This is a genomic window from Xanthobacteraceae bacterium, assembly GCA_019454205.1.
Lineage (GTDB): Bacteria > Pseudomonadota > Alphaproteobacteria > Rhizobiales > Xanthobacteraceae.
In genome coordinates this window covers 2,853,216-2,868,748 of the sequence record CP075369.1, presented here as the reverse complement: position 1 = coordinate 2,868,748, position 15,533 = coordinate 2,853,216, and the positions used below count along the sequence as shown (strand labels likewise).

Here is a 15,533-nt window from a genome sequence, read left to right as displayed (position 1 = left end):
CGTGCCTAGCCCCAGGGGCCTCGCGGCTGTGCGCGCGGGCCGGTGGGAGAACTACCACGGGGCGCGGCGGAAGGCATTGCACCCATTTCGGACGCGATCTGCTGCAACTGCGCGATCCGGTTCTCGGTCGCCGGGTGGGTGGAGAACAGGTTGTCCATCCGCGCGCCGGAGAGCGGGTTGATGATGAAGAGGTGCGCGGTCGCGGGGTTATGCTCGGCCGCGTCGTTGGGGATGACGTGGGCTGCGCCCGCGATCTTGTTCAGCGCGGAGGCGAGCGCCATCGGGTTGCCGGAGATTTCCGAGCCCATGCGGTCGGCGGCATATTCGCGCGTGCGCGAAATCGCCATCTGCACCAGCATCGCGCCGAGCGGAGCGAGGATGACCATGAGCAGCGTGCCGATCACGCCGAAGCCGCTGTTGTTGTTGCGGTTGCCGCCGAACAGCATGCCGAAGTTCGCGACCATGGAGATCGCGCCCGCGATGGTGGCGGTGATGGTCATGATCAGTGTGTCGCGGTTCTTCACATGGGCAAGCTCGTGCGCCATCACGCCCGCGATCTCGTCGCGGTTCAGCATCTGCAACAGGCCGGTGGTCGCGGCGACGGCTGCGTTTTCCGGGTTGCGGCCGGTCGCAAACGCGTTCGGCTGCGGGTTGTCCATCAGATATACTTTCGGCATCGGCAGGCCGGCGCGCGTCGAGAGTTCGCGCACGATCTGGTGCAGCTCCGGCGCGGTGCGCTCGTCCACTTCCTGCGCGCCGTGCATCGACAGCACCATCTTGTCGGAGTTCCAGTAGCTGAACAGGTTCATGCCGGCCGCGACGACGAGCGCGATCAGCATGCCCTGCTGGCCGCCGATGGCGGCGCCGATCGCCATGAACAGCGCGGTCATGCCGGCAAGCAAAATCGCGGTTTTCAGGTAGTTCATCTCTCTCCTCCGGTGGTGGCGGCTTCCCTTCCGCCTCGTACCTGGCTGAAAAATGGGGTGGTGGAACCCGCCGCGCAAGGCCGGGTTTCTACGAGCGGCTTGACGCGCGGGCGCCGCGGTTGTTCCTGACGGGCATGAAAGAAAAGCAGATACCGGAAGCGGCGAAGCGCGCGCTGAAAGAGGCGGAGGCGCGCCGCGCCGAGATCGACGCGGCGGCCGCGAAGCTGCCCGAAGAGAAAGGCGCGAAGCGCGAGAAGGAGCCGTCGCGTTACGGCGACTGGGAGAAGAAGGGCATCGCCAGCGATTTCTGATGCGCCGCTTTCTCCGCTGGCTGTTCGCGCTTGTGTTCGTTGCTCTCGCAGGCGCCGCCGTGTTCGTGGCGTTCAATGCCGAGCGGCTGCTGGACCGTTACGCGCCGTTCGAGCTGCGCGAGCAGCCGGACTGGCTGACACGGTTTCACCTCTATTACGTCCGCGCCAATCCGGAAAAATGCTTCGCGGTGCTGGCGCGCAGCGAAGTGCAGTTCTCGCGCCAGCAATTTCCGCTCAACGACCGCGGCTGCGGCTTCGATGACGGCGTGCTGCTGACGAAGCAGAGCGTGAGCTACGGCGGCGGCGTATTGCTGCGCTGCCAGACCGCCGTTTCGCTCATCCTGTGGGAGCGCCATGTCTTGCAGCAGGAAGCGGAGCGCGTGCTGAAGAAAAAAGTCCGCGCGGTGCAGAGTTTCGGCACCTTCTCCTGCCGCAACGTGAACCATCAAAAGCAGGGCCGTCTGAGCCAGCACGCCACGGCGAACGCCATCGACATCGCCGGTTTCACGTTTGAGGACGGGTCAAACGCGAGCGTGCTGAAAGACTGGGACAAGGACGAGCGGGGTGCGTTTCTCCGCGCCGTGCGCGATGGTGCGTGCCGTTTCTTCGCTGGCGTGCTGTCGCCGGATTACAACGCGGCGCACGCCAACCATTTCCATTTCGATATGGGACGGTGGGGGACTTGCCGGTAATCCTCATGGTGAGGAGCGCGAGCAAAGGCGAGCGCGTCTCGAACCATGAGCGACCTCATCCTTCGAGACGCTGCTTCGCGGTTCCTCAGGATGAGGGAGCTATCGCGTGACGATCACCGGCGTGCCGACGCGCACGCGCGCAAACAGATCGGCGATGTCGTCGTTATACATCCGGAAACAACCATAGGACGCAAACTGGCCGACCGATTTCGGCCGGTTGGTGCCGTGGATGGCGTATTCGCCACCACTCAGGGTCAGCGCGCGATTCCCCATCGGGTTATTCGGCGCGCCGCCTTCGATCACGTCGGGCATGTTCGGAAAGTCGCGCTTCACTTCCGGCGGCGGCGACCATGCCGGGTTCATGTACTTGCCGTCGATGTAGCGCGTGCCGAACCACTGCATGCGGCGTTGGCCGACCGCGACCTTGTAGCGGAGCGCGCGGCCATCGCCGAGCGTGAGGTAGAGCGCGCGCTCGTTGGTCTTGATGATGATGACGCCCGCGGGCGCGTTGTCGAACGCAACCAGCTCCCGCGCGTTTGCCGTGAGAATGACCGCGAACAGGAAAGCGAGGGCGAGCGCCGCCTTGACCAGATGCTGCATGGGCCATTCATAGGCTTGGCTCACGCCGCGCGGTGGAAATTAACGAAGTATCGTGAACGCAAACAAAAAGCGCGGGCGTTGCGGCCCGCGCTTCTTTCTTGTGCCGGAAATTAACTACGCGCTTTTGCGGTTCTGGCGGTTGTTCACCAGATCGTCGACCACCGCGGGATCCGCGAGGGTCGAGGTGTCGCCAAGGCTTTGGTATTCGTCCTCGGCGATCTTGCGCAGGATGCGGCGCATGATCTTGCCGGAGCGCGTTTTCGGCAGGCCCGGCGCGAACTGGATGAGATCGGGCGATGCGATCGGACCGATTTCCTTGCGCACCCAGCCGACCAGCTCCTTGCGCAAATCCTCGCTCGCCGCTTCGCCCGCCATCAGCGTCACATAGGCATAGATGCCCTGACCCTTGATGTTGTGCGGATAGCCGACGACGGCCGCTTCCGAAACTTTCGGATGCGCGACCAGCGCGCTTTCGACTTCCGCAGTGCCCATGCGGTGACCGGAGACGTTGATGACATCGTCGACGCGGCCGGTGATCCAGTAATAGCCGTCCTCGTCGCGGCGGCATCCGTCGCCGGTGAAGTATTTGCCCTTGTAGGTCGAGAAGTAGGTTTGCACGAAGCGCTCGTGATCGCCGTACACGGTGCGCATCTGGCCGGGCCAGCTATCGGTGATGCAGAGGTTGCCGGAGGTCGCGCCTTCGAGAACCTTGCCGTCGGCATCGACAAGTTGCGGCTGTACGCCGAAGAACGGCAGCGTCGCCGAACCCGGCTTCTGTCCGATCGCGCCGGGTAGCGGCGTGATCATGATGCCGCCGGTTTCGGTCTGCCACCAAGTATCGACGATGGGCGAGCGCGAGTCGCCGACCACGCGGTAGTACCACTCCCACGCTTCCGGATTGATCGGCTCGCCGACCGAACCGAGCAGGCGGAGCGAAGCGCGCGAAGTTTTCTTCACCGGGTCGTCGCCCGCCTGCATCAGCGCGCGGATCGCGGTCGGCGCGGTGTAGAAGATGTTGACCTTGTGCTTGTCGATCACTTCCCAGAAGCGCGACATCGACGGGTAGTTCGGCACGCCTTCGAACATCAGCGTGATCGCGCCGTTCTGCAGCGGGCCGTACACGATGTAGCTGTGGCCCGTGACCCAGCCGACGTCGGCCGTACACCAGTAGATGTCGCCTTCGTGATAGTCGAAGACGTATTCGTGCGTCATCGCGGTGTAGAGCGCGTAGCCGCCGGTGGTGTGCAGCACGCCCTTCGGTTTGCCGGTCGAGCCTGACGTATAAAGAATGAACAGCGGGTCCTCCGCGTTCATTTCCTCGCAGGGGCAGTCGGCGGAGACGGTCTTCGCCACGTCGTCGTAATAGACGTCGCGCCCCGCCTTCATGCTGACCGGCGCATTGGTGCGCTTCACGACGATCACGGACGCAACGCCGCCAGCCTTGTCGCAGGCGGCGTCGGTGTTCACCTTGAGCGGGATCTTGCGCCCGCCGCGGATGCCTTCGTCCGCGGTCACGACGATGTTCGATTTGCAGTCCTCGATGCGGCCCGCGAGGGAATCCGGCGAGAAACCGCCGAACACGACCGAGTGGATCGCGCCGATGCGCGCGCAGGCGAGCATGGCGTAAGCCGCTTCGGGAATCATCGGCATGTAGATCGTGATGCGGTCGCCCTTCTTGGCGCCCTGCTTTTTCAGCACATTCGCCCAGCGGCAGACTTCCGCGTGCAGTTCTTTGTAGGTGATCTTCTTGTCGTCGGTCGGCTCGTCGCCTTCCCAGATGATTGCGACCTGGTTGCCGCGCTTTTCAAGGTGACGATCGACGGCGTTGTAGCAAATGTTCGTGGTGCCATCCTCGAACCACTTGATCGAGACATCGCCATCAAACGAGGTGTTCTTCACCTTCGTGAAGGGCTTGAACCAGTGGAGGCGCTTTTTCGCCTCATCGCCCCAGAACTTCTGCGGATCCTTGATCGAGGCCGCATACATTTCCTTGTATTTGGCCTCGTCGAGCCACGCCCGTTTCTTCCATTCCGGCGAAACGGCATACATTTTATCGGACATTGAATTCCTCCTTAGACCCTCTTGGCGAGCGGGCTTCAAGCCCGTCTCTTTGTTCTGTGGACAGTATGCGCCGGGGGAAAGTGGCGCTTCAAGGCGCGCGGGTTCCGACTTTGGTCAGGAGCCGGGCGAAAAACCCGGAAATGCAGGCCAAAAAGCCACTGCCGGGACCGAAGCGGGCCGCGTCATTCAGTCTTTCAGCGCCCATACCTTCGTGCGCTTGATCTCGGCGTCTTCGAGATCGCGGATCACAGGCACTTCGTATTCGGCAAGCACCGTCATTTGCTCTTTCGGCAGATAGGAGCGGCCCGGATCGCCGACCAGCGTCAGCGCGCCCTGCGTTTTCATGCGCTGCAAAAAAACGAATGCGCGGGCGGCGGTGTCGCGTTCGTAAAAAATATCCCCCGCGAGCACGGTACCGAACGGTTCGCTCGCCGTCGCCGGATCGAGCCGGTCCATGGTTTCCGTAGCGACCGTGACGTTATTGGCCGTGGCATTCAGAGCGATGGCGGGTATCGCGAACGGGTCGATGTCGTTTGCGACGGCGCGCGTTGCCCCCGCTTTCATCGCGGCAATCGCGACGAGGCCAGAGCCGCTCGCCAGATCGAGCACGGATTTGCCGCGCACGGTTTGCGGATGATCGAGGATATAGCGCGCCAACGCCTGACCGCCCGCCCATGCGAAGGCCCAGAACGGCGGCGGCAATCCCATTTCACCCAGTTCTTCTTCCGTCTTCTGCCAAAGCGGGACCGCTTCGTCGGCGACGTAGAGCGAGATTTCAGGGACGTGTGGCACGGGCCGAAGCCGCGTGTTCTCGCGGATGAATGTTTCCGCGCTTGAAACCGTCAGGGCTTCACGCCGCCCAGCTTGCAGACCGTGGTCCATTCCTCGGCGGTAACAGGCTGCACGGAGAGACGCGAGAGTTTTATCAGCGCCATGTTTTTCAGCTTCGCTTCGGTTTTCACCTGCGCGAGCGTCACGGGGGTCTTGAGCGCCTCTTTCGCCTTCACATCGACGGCGACGAATTTTTTCGTTTCGTCGGTGGGGTCGATGTAGTGTTCGCGGATGACTTCCGTGATGCCGACGATCTGCTTGCCTTCATTGGAATGGTAGAAGAAGCAGCGGTCGCCCTTCTTCATCTTCATCAGGTTCAGCTTGGCGGAATGGTTGCGGACGCCGGTCCATTCCGTGCCCTTTGCTCCCGCTTTCACCTGCTGGTCCCAGGACCAAGTGTCCGGTTCGCTTTTGATCAGCCAGTACGCCATTTCGTTACAACGGCGTGCCGATCACCCAGCGCCAGGGGCGAATCTCGACCTTCGAGAAAAGGTGGACCTTCTTGTACGGGTCTTCGGCGAGAATGGCTTCGGCGGCTTCGCGGTTCGGCGCATCGAGGATCAGCATGGAGCCGATCATCGTCTCGCCGTCGTCGGCGAGCAGCGGGCCGCAGGTGCGGATCGTCTTGGCGTGTGCGCGCAGATAATCGAGATGTGCCGCGCGGTTGGCGAGGCGGAGTTCGAGGCTGTCCGTCTTATCGAGGCAGATCGCAACGAAATGCATAGGCAATATCCGGAAGGGCGAAGGCGTCTAACATTAAACCCAAGGCTTCACCAGCGATTGCACGATAGATTGCCACTCAACCTTCTTCGCGCAATGGCCGGGCGAGCAATCCGGTAATCGCGGAACCGATGTCCAGTTTGCCCGCGAGCACGGCGGCAACCGCTTCTGCGATGGGCATTTCCACGTTTCGCGCGCGCGCGGCCTCGACCAGAACCGGTGCGGTGTAGACGCCCTCGGTCAATCGCTTTCCGTGAACGTCAACGGCACCTTTTGTGCTGCCAAGCGAAATGCCGAATGCATAATTGCGCGATTGCGGAGACGAGCAGGTGAGGATCAGGTCGCCGAGGCCGGAGAGGCCAGTCAGCGTTTCCGCGCGTGCGCCATAGGCACGGGCGAAGCGCATGAGTTCCGCGAATCCCCGCGTGGTGAGCGCAGCTTGCGCGCTCGCGCCGAGCTTTCTTCCGGCAACGATACCGGCAGCGATTGCGAGTACATTCTTTGCCGCGCCGCCGATCTCGACGCCGCGCACGTCGGTCGAATGATAAAGACGGAAGGTCTGCGAGCTGAGCGCTTCCGCGAGATCGAGCGCCAGCCGCTCATCATGTGCGGCAAGCGTCACGGCGGTCGGCAGTCCGCGCGCGACATCTTCCGCAAAACCCGGTCCCGACAGGATGCCGGGCGCGGCCTGCGGCAATACTTCCGCGATGACTTCGGTGACGAATTTCTTCGTACCGATCTCGATGCCCTTCGAGCAGGCAATGACGGGCGTGTTGTCACGCACAAGCGGCGCAAGCAGCTTTGCGTTCTCGCGAACCGATTGTGTTGGCGTGACCAGCAGAATCGCTTGCGCGGTGGCGGCGCGTGCAAGATCGGTGGTCGCTTCGATATTTTTTTCGAGTTTGATGCCGGGAAGATATTTTTCATTCGCGCCTGTCGCGCGGATCGCCTCGATCAACGAAGGATCGCGGCCGTGCAGAATGACTTCGTTGCCTGCGCTTGCGGCTGCATTGGCGAGCGCGGTGCCCCATGCACCCGCGCCGATGACGCCGACGGTTCTCATCCGGCGGCAAGCGGCCAGCGCGCGCGCGGGGCGGCGTCCAGCGTATCCTGCATGCCGCGCGCGAGGCGCTCGGCTCCCGCCCATGCGATCATTGCGCCGTTGTCGGTGCAGAGTTCCTGTGGCGGTACGATCAGCGGCGTCTTGAGACGGTCGGTTTCCTTCTCCAGCGCGGCGCGGATCGACTTGTTCGCGGCGACGCCGCCCGCGACGACGAAAGCGGTCGGCCGATAAACGCTATCGCGCAGCATGCGTAGTGCTACGTTGGTGCGGTCCGCGATCACATCGATGACGGCGGCCTGAAAGCTCGCGCAAAGGTCGTTCACGTCCTGCTCGGAAAGCGGCGCGATGCTTTCCGCCTCGATGCGCAGCGCGGTCTTCAGTCCGGAAAGAGAAAAGTTCGGCTCCGGCCGCCCGAACATCGGGCGCGGCAATTCGAAACGCTGCGGGTCGCCATCGAGCGCGCGGCGCTCTACTTCGGGTCCGCCGGGATAGGGCAGGCCGAGCATCTTGCCCGCCTTGTCGAAGGCTTCGCCGATGGCGTCGTCCACGGTACCGCCGATCTTGCGATAGCGGCCGATGTCTTCGACGAGAACGAGTTGCGTGTGCCCGCCGGAAGCGAGCAGCAGGAGATAGGGAAAATCGACGCGGTCGGTGAGACGCGGGCTGAGCGCATGCGCTTCCAGATGGTTGATCGCGAGAAACGGTTTCTTCGCGACCAGCGCGAGGCCTTTCGCGTGGGTCAGGCCAACGATCACGCCGCCGATCAGACCGGGGCCGGCCGCGGCGGCGATGGCATCGAAGTCGCCGATCTTGTTGAGCGAGTCGGCCAGCGCCTTTTCGATGATCTTGTCGAGCACCTCGACATGGGCGCGCGCGGCGACTTCCGGCACCACGCCGCCGAAATCCTTGTGCTCCGCGATCTGCGAATAAACGATGTTGGAGCGGATATGGCCCTTGCCGTCCGCGCCGCGCAAAACGACAGCGGCGGCGGTTTCGTCACAGGTGGTCTCGATACCCAGTACCAGCATGGGCCGGAAATAGCAGGATTTCGCGGAAGCGCCCATAGTGCTAAGCGCTCGCCGTCAATCGCCGGTGAATGAAGGATGAAAGCAAGATTGCGGATCGGTACCCGGGGCAGCCCGCTCGCGCTGGTGCAGGCGGAGGCGGTACGCGCCGCGTTGATGGAAGCGCATGGCTACGGCGCGGATGCGGTCGAGATCGTGGCGCTCAGGACTACCGGGGATATGGAGCGCAACCGGCCGTTCGCGGAATCCGGCGGCAAGGGCATTTTCACGAAGGAGATCGACGAGGCGCTGCTCGGCGGCCATGTAGATCTCGCCGTGCATTCCGCGAAAGATGTGCAGACGATTCTGCCGCCGGGTCTTGTCATCGCTGCGTCGCCGCCGCGCGCCGATCCGCGCGATGCATTTCTCTCGGCGCTCTCTCTCAGGCTTGCCGACCTGCCGGAACGCGCGACGCTCGGAAGCGCCTCGGTGCGGCGGCAGGCGCTCGCATTGCGGCTGCGGCCCGACCTTCGTATTTCGCTTCTTCGCGGCAATGTGCAGACGCGGATGGACAAGATGCGCGCCGGGGAATGCGACGCGACCATTCTCGCCTATGCGGGTTTGCAGCGGCTCGGCTTGCAGGATCGTGCAGCGGAAGTTCTCGATCCGGTAGTTTTTCCGCCCGCGGTCGCCCAGGGCATCATCGCTATCGAAGCGCGCGAAGACGACGCAGAGACGCGCGGGCTACTCGCGGCGATCGATCACGCCGAGACGAGCGCCGCGCGGAACGCGGAGCGTGCGTTCCTGTTGGCGCTCGACGGCTCGTGCCGCACGCCGATTGCCGGTCACGCGAGAATCGCAGGTGGTCGGCTCGCGTTCTCCGGGCTGGTGATTACGCCGGACGGAAAAGAGTTCGCGGAAGTATCGCGCGAAGGCTTGGCGGCGGACGCAGCGAAGATCGGCGCGGAGGCGGGCGCGGATTTGCTCGCACGCGCGCCGGCCGGTGCTCTGGCCGGCTGATTCCCGATGCTTGTCCTCGTCACGCGCCCAAGGTTCGATGCCGAAAGGACTGGAGTGAAGCTCGCGGCGTTTGGACACGAAGCGCTGATCGGCCCTGTCATCGAGATCGAAATGCTGCCGTTCGTGTTTCCGCAAGAAAACTACGATGCGCTGGTTTTCACGAGCGCGAATGGCGTTCGCGCGCTTCCTTCGCAAGTTGAAGCGTCATGGCTCGCGTTGCCGGTATTTGCGGTTGGAAGAAGCACGGCGGAAGCCGCGCGTGAATATGGCTTCCGCAACGTCGAAAGCGCGGAGGGCGATGTGAATGCGCTTGCTGCGTTGCTGGCGAAGCGTCTCGCTAAACCTTCACGCATTCTGCATCTGGCGGGCGAGGATCGTGCCGGTGATCTGCCGGGAATGCTGGCGGCGCACGCCATTCGCCTCGATGTGCTGCCCGTCTATAAGGCGCGGGCACGAACCGCGCTGGAAGCGGAAACGATTGCAGCCTTCACGCAAGGCAAGATCGGCGCGGTGCTGCACTACTCGCCGCGCAGCGCCGAAGCATTCGTAAATCTCGCAGACGCGGCAGGAATTCGCGAAGCGATGCTTCAGGCACAGCATCTGTGCATTTCGGAAGCGGCGGCTGCGCCGCTCCGGGAACTTGACGCGAAGATCGCGGTCGCGAGCGCGCCGGACGAAGCGTCGCTTCTCGCCTTGCTCGCTTAAAGGAGACTTTTTCGCAGAAACAGGATGTCGCCGTGCTTGCGCGGACGTTGCATCGCCATGAAGCCCTGTTCGCGCAGGAATGCGTTCAGCTCGCCGAACAACACGCCGCCTTCATAAAACTTTTCCGTCGAGGCCTCCGTGATAACGGCCTTGACTTCGGCGAGCACTTTCTTTCCACCGCGCAGCACCAGCAATTCCGCGCCCTGCACGTCGACGGTGAGGAGATCCGGCATCGCGAAACCTTCGCGCGCGGCGATCTCGTCCAGCGTGGCGGAGATCACGGTTTCGCTTTCACCCGTGTGTTCGACGTGCGGCCATTTCTCGCGGTGCACGTCTCCCATGCGAAAGATGGAGCCGGATGCGCCCGCGTTCGACGTGCCGTGCAGCTCTACGCTTTCTCCGGCGCGGTCGGTGAGCAGCGCGTTGACCGCGACATGGCGGCCGTAGAGCTTGCCCGTCGCGCGCTCGGCATCGAGCGACGCCTGCAATTGCGCAAAGATGGATGGCGAACCTTCGATCCAGAGCACCTCGCGCGCACCAAGTTCGCGATAGCGCACGCGCTCCTGTCCAAGGTGCGCGCCGACATGGATGACGCTACCGATCTCGAATCGCCCGCGCGCGAGGCAATGCAGGAACTCGAACGGCTTGCGCCGGAAAAACGGTTGCAGGATCGGGAGCAGCAGCTTCAACATCAGGTCAGTCCGAGCGGCCGGCGGGCGCGCACGGCGAGGCGCTAATTAAGTAGTTTCGGCGCAGGATGAAAGCCTGAAAGCGGGCGAGCGGCTGGAAGACGACGCATATCCGCAGGTTCGCCTTGATTTTCGCCGCTTCGCACCGGATATGCTGAAGCAGGATTTTGCACGGGAAACATGCCGGGCCGGGAATGACAGACAATCCCAATTCGCCGGACGAACCGAATGCCGCGCGTCCGCGCAAGCGGCCGACCGTGATCGAAGGCGAGGCCAAGGACGTCACGCCCCAGCAGCAGGCGCACGAGAAGATTCAAGAGAAGGCGGAAGAAAAGCCGCAACCGAAGGCCGAAGCCAAAAGCGAAGCCAAAGCAGAGCCGCAGCCGGAACGCGAGCGCGCGCCCGCCGCTGCCGTGCCGCCGAAAACTTCCGCGGGGTCGCTGCCGCAGATTGCGGGCGCGGCAATTCTGTTTCTCATGGCCGGCGCGGGCGGCTGGTTCGCGAATTCCTATTTCTCGGCGCCCGCCGCTCCTGCCGCGCCGGTGACGGTTACTTCGCCGCCCGCCGATACGCAGGCGCTCGCCGCATTGAAAGAAGAGATCGCGCGGCTTTCGGCGCGACTCGAAAAACAGGAGACGCCGAAACCTCCCGCAGACAATACCGCTGCGAATGAGCGCACCAGCAAGTTGGAGCTTTCGCTCGCGGAACTGCGCAAGGAATTGTCCGAGTGGCGGCGCTCGCTCGACACCAAGCCGCAATCCGAAGCCGAGTTCGAGGCGCTGCAAAATCGCCTGCTCGGCATCGAACAGAAAATTACTTCTCTCACCGAAAAGCCCAAGGAAGAAGTGCAGGCCTCCGCGGGAATCGCCGCGCTCGGCGCGTTGCGCGATGCGCTGGCCTCCGGTGCGCCGTTCGCGCGCGAGCTTGAGCTGGTCCGCACTTTGCTGAAAGAGCGCGCGGCTCCGCTAGCCGCTCTCGACACTTATGCCGCGAAGGGACTGCCGACCGTTGCCCAGCTTGCCCGGCAGTTTGAGGCGCTGGCGGGCCAACTGGCGCAATCGCCGCAGCCGGAAGGCGGCATCGTGCAGCGGCTCTGGAACAATGCGGGCCGCCTGATCGAGGTGCGCCCCGTGGGCGAACCGAAAGGTAACCAGCCCGGTGCTATCGTGGCGCGCATGGAAACAAAACTTGCGCGTGGCGATCTCGTGGGCGCACTGGAAGAGTCGAAGGCATTGCCCGCTGCTTCGCGTGACCTTGCGAAGGACTGGTTCGCACAGGCCGAGCGCAGGCGCGATGCCGAGGTTGCGGTGAAGACGCTGCTCGACGTGGTACTCGCCGCCGCAAGCGCGGAGCGCAAGAAGTGATCCGCATTGTCGTCTTCCTGCTGGCGGTCATCGCGCTCGCGCTGGGCGCGACCTGGATTCTGGAGCGGCCCGGCGAGATCGTGCTGACCTGGCAGGGCTGGCGCGTGACGACCAGCATCACGGTCGCGCTGATCGCGCTGGCCTCGGTCGTCGTCGTTTCCATTCTCCTGTGGTCGCTGTTTCGTTTCCTCGTCACAGCGCCCGGCAATGTCTCCGAGTTTTTCCGCGAGCGCCGCGAGGCACGCGGCTGGCGGGCGCTCTCGCGCGGCATGATCGCGGTCGGCGCGGGCAACCTGTTGCTGGCGAAGCAATCCGCGAGCGAGGCGCAACGCATCCTCGGTCAAGAGCCGCTCGCCTTGTTGCTGGCTGCGCAGGCTGCGCAACTCGACGGCAATTCGGAAAAAGCGGAAAGCGAATTCCGCGCGATGCTGGGCCAACCGGAAACGCGGATGCTCGGCCTGCGCGGTCTTTATCTCGAAGCGCGCCGCCGCGAAGATCCGGCAGCCGCGCGCGCAGTCGCGGAGGAAGCCGCGAACTCCGATACGCAGGTGTTGTGGGCGTCCGAAGCGTTGCTCGAATACCAGAATCTTTCCGGCGAATGGGAAGCGGCGCTCGCGACGGTCGAACGCGAGTGGAAAGCCGGTACCATCGAGAAGCCGCTCTATCGCCGCCGCCGCGCGGTGCTGCTCGCTGCACAGGCGCTTGGTCTTGAACACAGCGATGCCGACAAGGCACGCGAGATGGCGCGCGAAGCGGTGAAGCTCGCGCCATCGCTGGTGCCCGCGGCTGCGCTCTCCGCGCGGCTTGAAGCGAAGGCGGGCTCGCTGCGCCGTGCACTGCGTCTCGTCGAGCGTACGTGGGCTGCCAACCCGCATCCGGAACTTGCCGAAACCTATGCGCGGCTGCGGGGCGACGACACGCCTGCCGTGCGCCTGAAACGGATTCAGGGCCTTGCGCGCCGCACGCCCGATCAGCCGGAAGCCGCGCTTGCGGTCGCGCGCGCCGCAATCGAAGCGCACGACTATGCGGCTGCGCGCGAAGCGCTGGAGCCATTCGCGGGCGCGCCGACGCAGGCCATGTGTCTGCTCATGGCGGAGCTGGAAGCTACCGAGCATGGCGATCACGGCAAGGCGCGCGAGTGGGCTGCACGCGCGCTTCGCGCGAAGCGCGATCCGGTGTGGATCGCCGGTACGTTCGTTTCGGAAGTCTGGTTGCCCGCGTCGCCGCTGACCGGCCAGATCGACGCGTTTGCGTGGCGCGAACCGCCAGCCGCGGCGGGCGGACCGATTCTCGAGCATGTCATCGAGCGCGGTTTCCCGCGTGCGGAAGCGGCGTCTCCCGCGCCACCGGTGCCCGCGCCCGTGAAGCCCACGGAAGACCTGCTGTTGGTACCGGAAGATGCTCGTCCGCGCGCCATCCCCAGGAAAGTACCGGCAATTGCCCCCGTGATTGCAGAGCCGCCGCGGCCGGACGATCCGGGTCTGGAGCCGGATGTAGACGAGGATCTGGAGGCTTCCCGCAGCCAGCCGCGCCGTCCGGGCTGGCTCGGCGGTTCGGCTTGAAAAGGCCGCCTCGGGTCTATATCAGGTCGCGCGAAGCGAGATCGCCGCAATAGCTCAGCTGGTAGAGCACGTCATTCGTAATGACGGGGTCACAGGTTCGAATCCTGTTTGCGGCACCACTTCCTTCCCGTCATTTCTTCTTTCGTGCGCGGGGTTTCGCGCGCGAAGCGTATTTCTCCCAGTCGTGTTCCAGCATGCGCAGGCGGCTGGTGACGGAGAGCAGGAACGCGCTCGACCAGCCGAGCAGCAAAAGACCGTTTACGCCTTCGATGGAACTGAAGATGCGCCACGGCTCGCTCGCGACCACGTCGCCGAAGCCGAGGGTGGAATAGGAACTGGCGGAGAAGTAGATCGCGGTCTGCAGGTTCGGCACCGCGCCGAGCCAGTAATAGACCAGCGCATAGAGCCAGATTTCCACGCCGTGCACGGCGAAGACGCCGAGCGTGACGCACACGATCAGGAGGCCCTGCCGCAGGAATCCGGCAGTGCTGTTGCGGGCTGCGTGGTGGGCGTTGCCGCGCAGAAAACGTATCAGCAGCAAGAGGCCAAGCAGGTGGATGATGACGGTCGCCGATACCATAATCGCCGACATGCCGAGATTGAGAAACATGCATTCCGTCCATGTGCCGGTCACGCATTTGCCGCGTCCGGCTTGAATCATGCTAATTCGTTCTTCGCGGATCTTACAATCGGGTTGCGATGCTACAGGCTCTTTCGGATCTGATCGGCGGCTTCTCCCGCGGCGGCGAGACCAAGCGCTTCGACGAAAGCGATTACCGGCTTTCCGCCGCGGCGCTGATGGTGCATGTAGCGATCTCGGACGACAATTTCGACGACGATGAATGGACTGCGCTGCACGACGCGCTGACGCAGCGCTTCGGGATCGACTCCGACGATGCGGCGGCATTCATCGAGTCCGCTACCGTCGCCGACCGCGAAGCAATCGACCTCTACCAGTTCACCAGCCAGCTTAACCGCAGCCTCGACGAGGACGCCAAGCGCAAGCTGATCGAGGTGCTGTTCGCCATCGGTTATGCCGACGGCAAGCTCAGCGAGTTCGAGGACAACATCGTTTGGCGCGCATCCGAACTGCTGCACGTCTCGCCGGAAGACCGGGTGGAAATCCGCCGCCGGATTCGCGCAGCGAGCGGAGATCGCGGATGAGCGAAGCGGTTACGGTTGTCACCGGCGCATCCGGTGGCATCGGCGAAGAGCTTGCTTATTGCGCGGCGAAAGCGGGGCGCAAGGTCGTGCTGGTCGCGCGCTCCGCGGACAAGCTCGCGGCGGTCGCGGCTAAGATCGAAGCGGCGGGCGGCAAGCAGGCGGTGGCGATAGCGGCCGATCTCTCGGACAGGCAGGCGGGCAACGCGCTTGCTGCCGCGCTGAAAGAGCGCGATTTCAAGGTCGCCGAACTCGTCAACAACGCGGGATACGGTCTTACCGGGCGCATCGAGAAACTCGATGCCGCGGACCAGCTTGGCATCGTCGACCTGAACTGCCGCACGCTGACCGATCTCACCCTGCGTTTCCTGCCGGAGATCATCGCGGCGAAGGGCGGCGTGCTGAACGTCGCTTCCACCGCCGCATTCCAGCCCGGCCCGAACATGGCGGTCTATTACGCGAGCAAGGCCTATGTGCTCTCGTTTTCGGAAGCGATCTGGTTCGAACTGCGCGGCCGTGCGCGCGTCACCGCGCTTTGTCCCGGTCCGGTGCCGACCGGCTTCGCCGCACGGGCGACCAAGGGCGAAACCATCGGGCTGATGAAACTCTCGATGACCGATGCGGGCTATGTCGCGGAGACGGGGTGGCGCGCATTCGAGCGCGGAAAGCGGGTCGTCATCCCCGGCCTGCTCAACAAGTTCGCGGCGTTCGGCACGCGCTTCGCGCCGAAGTCCCTGCTGCTCGGCATCGCGGCGAGGTTTTCGCGGGCGGAAAGGCAGCCATGACGTGCGGCGTTCTTGAACGCGCCACGGTTCCGTGCGACC

Annotated in this window: 18 protein-coding genes and 1 tRNA gene; 9 read left to right on the top strand and 10 right to left on the bottom strand. The window is 63.9% G+C overall.

The features are described from left to right. Positions 1-5: 5 nt before the first annotated feature. On the bottom strand, positions 6-926 hold the full coding sequence (gene htpX, locus KF794_14560; GenBank protein QYK44954.1) for a zinc metalloprotease HtpX: 921 nt from the start codon (positions 924-926) through the stop codon (positions 6-8). A gap of 134 nt (positions 927-1,060) precedes the next feature. On the opposite strand from htpX, the gene KF794_14555 reads away from it, so the two are divergent. Together KF794_14555 and KF794_14550 are read left to right on the top strand one after the other, a co-directional pair. Further along, positions 1,061-1,237 (top strand): DUF1674 domain-containing protein, encoded by a 177-nt coding sequence (locus tag KF794_14555; protein ID QYK44953.1) that lies wholly within the window; start codon positions 1,061-1,063, stop codon positions 1,235-1,237. Next, the gene (locus KF794_14550; GenBank protein ID QYK44952.1) at positions 1,237-1,929 is read left to right on the top strand and encodes an extensin family protein; all 693 of its coding nucleotides are present in this window, start codon (positions 1,237-1,239) and stop codon (positions 1,927-1,929) included. The genes KF794_14555 and KF794_14550 overlap by 1 nt, the downstream gene beginning before the upstream one ends. 99 nt (positions 1,930-2,028) lie before the next feature. On the opposite strand, the gene KF794_14545 is transcribed toward KF794_14550, so the two are convergent. The 7 genes from KF794_14545 to tsaD all read right to left on the bottom strand — a co-directional run bounded on the left by KF794_14545 (position 2,029) and on the right by tsaD (position 8,232). Then, positions 2,029-2,529 (bottom strand): L,D-transpeptidase, encoded by a 501-nt coding sequence (locus KF794_14545; protein QYK44951.1) that lies wholly within the window; start codon positions 2,527-2,529, stop codon positions 2,029-2,031. Between the two features lie 114 nt (positions 2,530-2,643). Continuing rightward, positions 2,644-4,590 (bottom strand): acetate--CoA ligase, encoded by a 1,947-nt coding sequence (gene acs, locus KF794_14540; GenBank protein ID QYK44950.1) that lies wholly within the window; start codon positions 4,588-4,590, stop codon positions 2,644-2,646. Between the two features lie 186 nt (positions 4,591-4,776). Then, positions 4,777-5,472: a methyltransferase gene (locus tag KF794_14535; GenBank protein QYK44949.1), complete on the bottom strand. Its 696-nt coding sequence runs from the start codon at positions 5,470-5,472 to the stop codon at positions 4,777-4,779. After that, positions 5,433-5,852 carry an EVE domain-containing protein gene (locus KF794_14530; GenBank protein ID QYK44948.1) on the bottom strand — a complete coding sequence of 140 codons (420 nt, stop codon included), beginning with the start codon at positions 5,850-5,852 and terminating at the stop codon, positions 5,433-5,435. Before KF794_14530 ends, KF794_14535 begins: the two co-directional genes overlap by 40 nt. 4 nt (positions 5,853-5,856) lie before the next feature. Beyond that, a complete protein-coding gene (locus KF794_14525; protein ID QYK44947.1) occupies positions 5,857-6,144 on the bottom strand; it encodes a YciI family protein in 288 nt (95 codons plus the stop codon). 76 nt (positions 6,145-6,220) lie between these two features. After that, complete coding sequence (locus KF794_14520) at positions 6,221-7,204, bottom strand: NAD(P)-dependent glycerol-3-phosphate dehydrogenase (protein ID QYK44946.1); 984 nt, start codon at positions 7,202-7,204, stop codon at positions 6,221-6,223. Beyond that, complete coding sequence (tsaD, locus tag KF794_14515) at positions 7,201-8,232, bottom strand: tRNA (adenosine(37)-N6)-threonylcarbamoyltransferase complex transferase subunit TsaD (GenBank protein ID QYK44945.1); 1,032 nt, start codon at positions 8,230-8,232, stop codon at positions 7,201-7,203. Before tsaD ends, KF794_14520 begins: the two co-directional genes overlap by 4 nt. Positions 8,233-8,307: 75 nt before the next feature. Here tsaD and hemC point away from each other — a divergent pair, with 75 nt between their 5' ends. Continuing rightward, on the top strand, positions 8,308-9,228 hold the full coding sequence (hemC, locus tag KF794_14510; protein ID QYK44944.1) for a hydroxymethylbilane synthase: 921 nt from the start codon (positions 8,308-8,310) through the stop codon (positions 9,226-9,228). Between the two features lie 6 nt (positions 9,229-9,234). After that, positions 9,235-9,933 carry a uroporphyrinogen-III synthase gene (locus tag KF794_14505; GenBank protein ID QYK44943.1) on the top strand — a complete coding sequence of 233 codons (699 nt, stop codon included), beginning with the start codon at positions 9,235-9,237 and terminating at the stop codon, positions 9,931-9,933. On the opposite strand, the gene KF794_14500 is transcribed toward KF794_14505, so the two are convergent. Beyond that, positions 9,930-10,625 carry an FkbM family methyltransferase gene (locus KF794_14500; protein QYK44942.1) on the bottom strand — a complete coding sequence of 232 codons (696 nt, stop codon included), beginning with the start codon at positions 10,623-10,625 and terminating at the stop codon, positions 9,930-9,932. The genes KF794_14505 and KF794_14500 overlap by 4 nt on opposite strands. 191 nt (positions 10,626-10,816) lie before the next feature. Between KF794_14500 and KF794_14495 the strand changes: the two genes are divergently transcribed. The 3 genes from KF794_14495 (at position 10,817) to KF794_14485 (ending at position 13,667) form a co-directional block, all read left to right on the top strand. Continuing rightward, positions 10,817-11,986, top strand: coding sequence for a hypothetical protein (locus tag KF794_14495; protein QYK44941.1), 1,170 nt, complete (start codon positions 10,817-10,819; stop codon positions 11,984-11,986). Next, positions 11,983-13,548: a heme biosynthesis protein HemY gene (locus KF794_14490; protein ID QYK44940.1), complete on the top strand. Its 1,566-nt coding sequence runs from the start codon at positions 11,983-11,985 to the stop codon at positions 13,546-13,548. The genes KF794_14495 and KF794_14490 overlap by 4 nt, the downstream gene beginning before the upstream one ends. 43 nt (positions 13,549-13,591) lie before the next feature. Continuing rightward, positions 13,592-13,667 (top strand) — tRNA-Thr (locus KF794_14485). 11 nt (positions 13,668-13,678) lie between these two features. Here KF794_14485 and KF794_14480 read toward each other — a convergent pair. Next, positions 13,679-14,209 (bottom strand): two pore domain potassium channel family protein, encoded by a 531-nt coding sequence (locus KF794_14480; protein ID QYK44939.1) that lies wholly within the window; start codon positions 14,207-14,209, stop codon positions 13,679-13,681. A gap of 38 nt (positions 14,210-14,247) precedes the next feature. Between KF794_14480 and KF794_14475 the strand changes: the two genes are divergently transcribed. Both KF794_14475 and KF794_14470 read left to right on the top strand, forming a co-directional pair. Further along, complete coding sequence (locus tag KF794_14475; GenBank protein QYK44938.1) at positions 14,248-14,712, top strand: TerB family tellurite resistance protein; 465 nt, start codon at positions 14,248-14,250, stop codon at positions 14,710-14,712. After that, a complete protein-coding gene (locus KF794_14470; GenBank protein QYK44937.1) occupies positions 14,709-15,494 on the top strand; it encodes an SDR family oxidoreductase in 786 nt (261 codons plus the stop codon). The genes KF794_14475 and KF794_14470 overlap by 4 nt, the downstream gene beginning before the upstream one ends. The last annotated feature ends 39 nt before the right edge of the window (positions 15,495-15,533 follow it).

Excerpts from the sequence above, each read along its gene's own strand:
- KF794_14545 (QYK44951.1), bottom strand. The coding sequence starts at position 2,529 with ATGCAGCATCTGGTCAAGGCGGCGCTCGCCCTCGCTTTCCTGTTCGCG.
- KF794_14550 (QYK44952.1), top strand. The coding sequence starts at position 1,237 with ATGCGCCGCTTTCTCCGCTGGCTGTTCGCGCTTGTGTTCGTTGCTCTC.
- acs (QYK44950.1), bottom strand. The coding sequence starts at position 4,590 with ATGTCCGATAAAATGTATGCCGTTTCGCCGGAATGGAAGAAACGGGCG.
- KF794_14555 (QYK44953.1), top strand. The coding sequence starts at position 1,061 with ATGAAAGAAAAGCAGATACCGGAAGCGGCGAAGCGCGCGCTGAAAGAG.
- KF794_14470 (QYK44937.1), top strand. The coding sequence starts at position 14,709 with ATGAGCGAAGCGGTTACGGTTGTCACCGGCGCATCCGGTGGCATCGGC.
- KF794_14495 (QYK44941.1), top strand. The coding sequence starts at position 10,817 with ATGACAGACAATCCCAATTCGCCGGACGAACCGAATGCCGCGCGTCCG.
- KF794_14475 (QYK44938.1), top strand. The coding sequence starts at position 14,248 with ATGCTACAGGCTCTTTCGGATCTGATCGGCGGCTTCTCCCGCGGCGGC.
- KF794_14525 (QYK44947.1), bottom strand. The coding sequence starts at position 6,144 with ATGCATTTCGTTGCGATCTGCCTCGATAAGACGGACAGCCTCGAACTC.
- hemC (QYK44944.1), top strand. The coding sequence starts at position 8,308 with ATGAAAGCAAGATTGCGGATCGGTACCCGGGGCAGCCCGCTCGCGCTG.
- KF794_14500 (QYK44942.1), bottom strand. The coding sequence starts at position 10,625 with ATGTTGAAGCTGCTGCTCCCGATCCTGCAACCGTTTTTCCGGCGCAAG.
- KF794_14505 (QYK44943.1), top strand. The coding sequence starts at position 9,235 with ATGCTTGTCCTCGTCACGCGCCCAAGGTTCGATGCCGAAAGGACTGGA.
- tsaD (QYK44945.1), bottom strand. The coding sequence starts at position 8,232 with ATGCTGGTACTGGGTATCGAGACCACCTGTGACGAAACCGCCGCCGCT.
- KF794_14520 (QYK44946.1), bottom strand. The coding sequence starts at position 7,204 with ATGAGAACCGTCGGCGTCATCGGCGCGGGTGCATGGGGCACCGCGCTC.
- KF794_14535 (QYK44949.1), bottom strand. The coding sequence starts at position 5,472 with ATGGACCACGGTCTGCAAGCTGGGCGGCGTGAAGCCCTGACGGTTTCA.
- htpX (QYK44954.1), bottom strand. The coding sequence starts at position 926 with ATGAACTACCTGAAAACCGCGATTTTGCTTGCCGGCATGACCGCGCTG.
- KF794_14530 (QYK44948.1), bottom strand. The coding sequence starts at position 5,852 with ATGGCGTACTGGCTGATCAAAAGCGAACCGGACACTTGGTCCTGGGAC.
- KF794_14480 (QYK44939.1), bottom strand. The coding sequence starts at position 14,209 with ATGATTCAAGCCGGACGCGGCAAATGCGTGACCGGCACATGGACGGAA.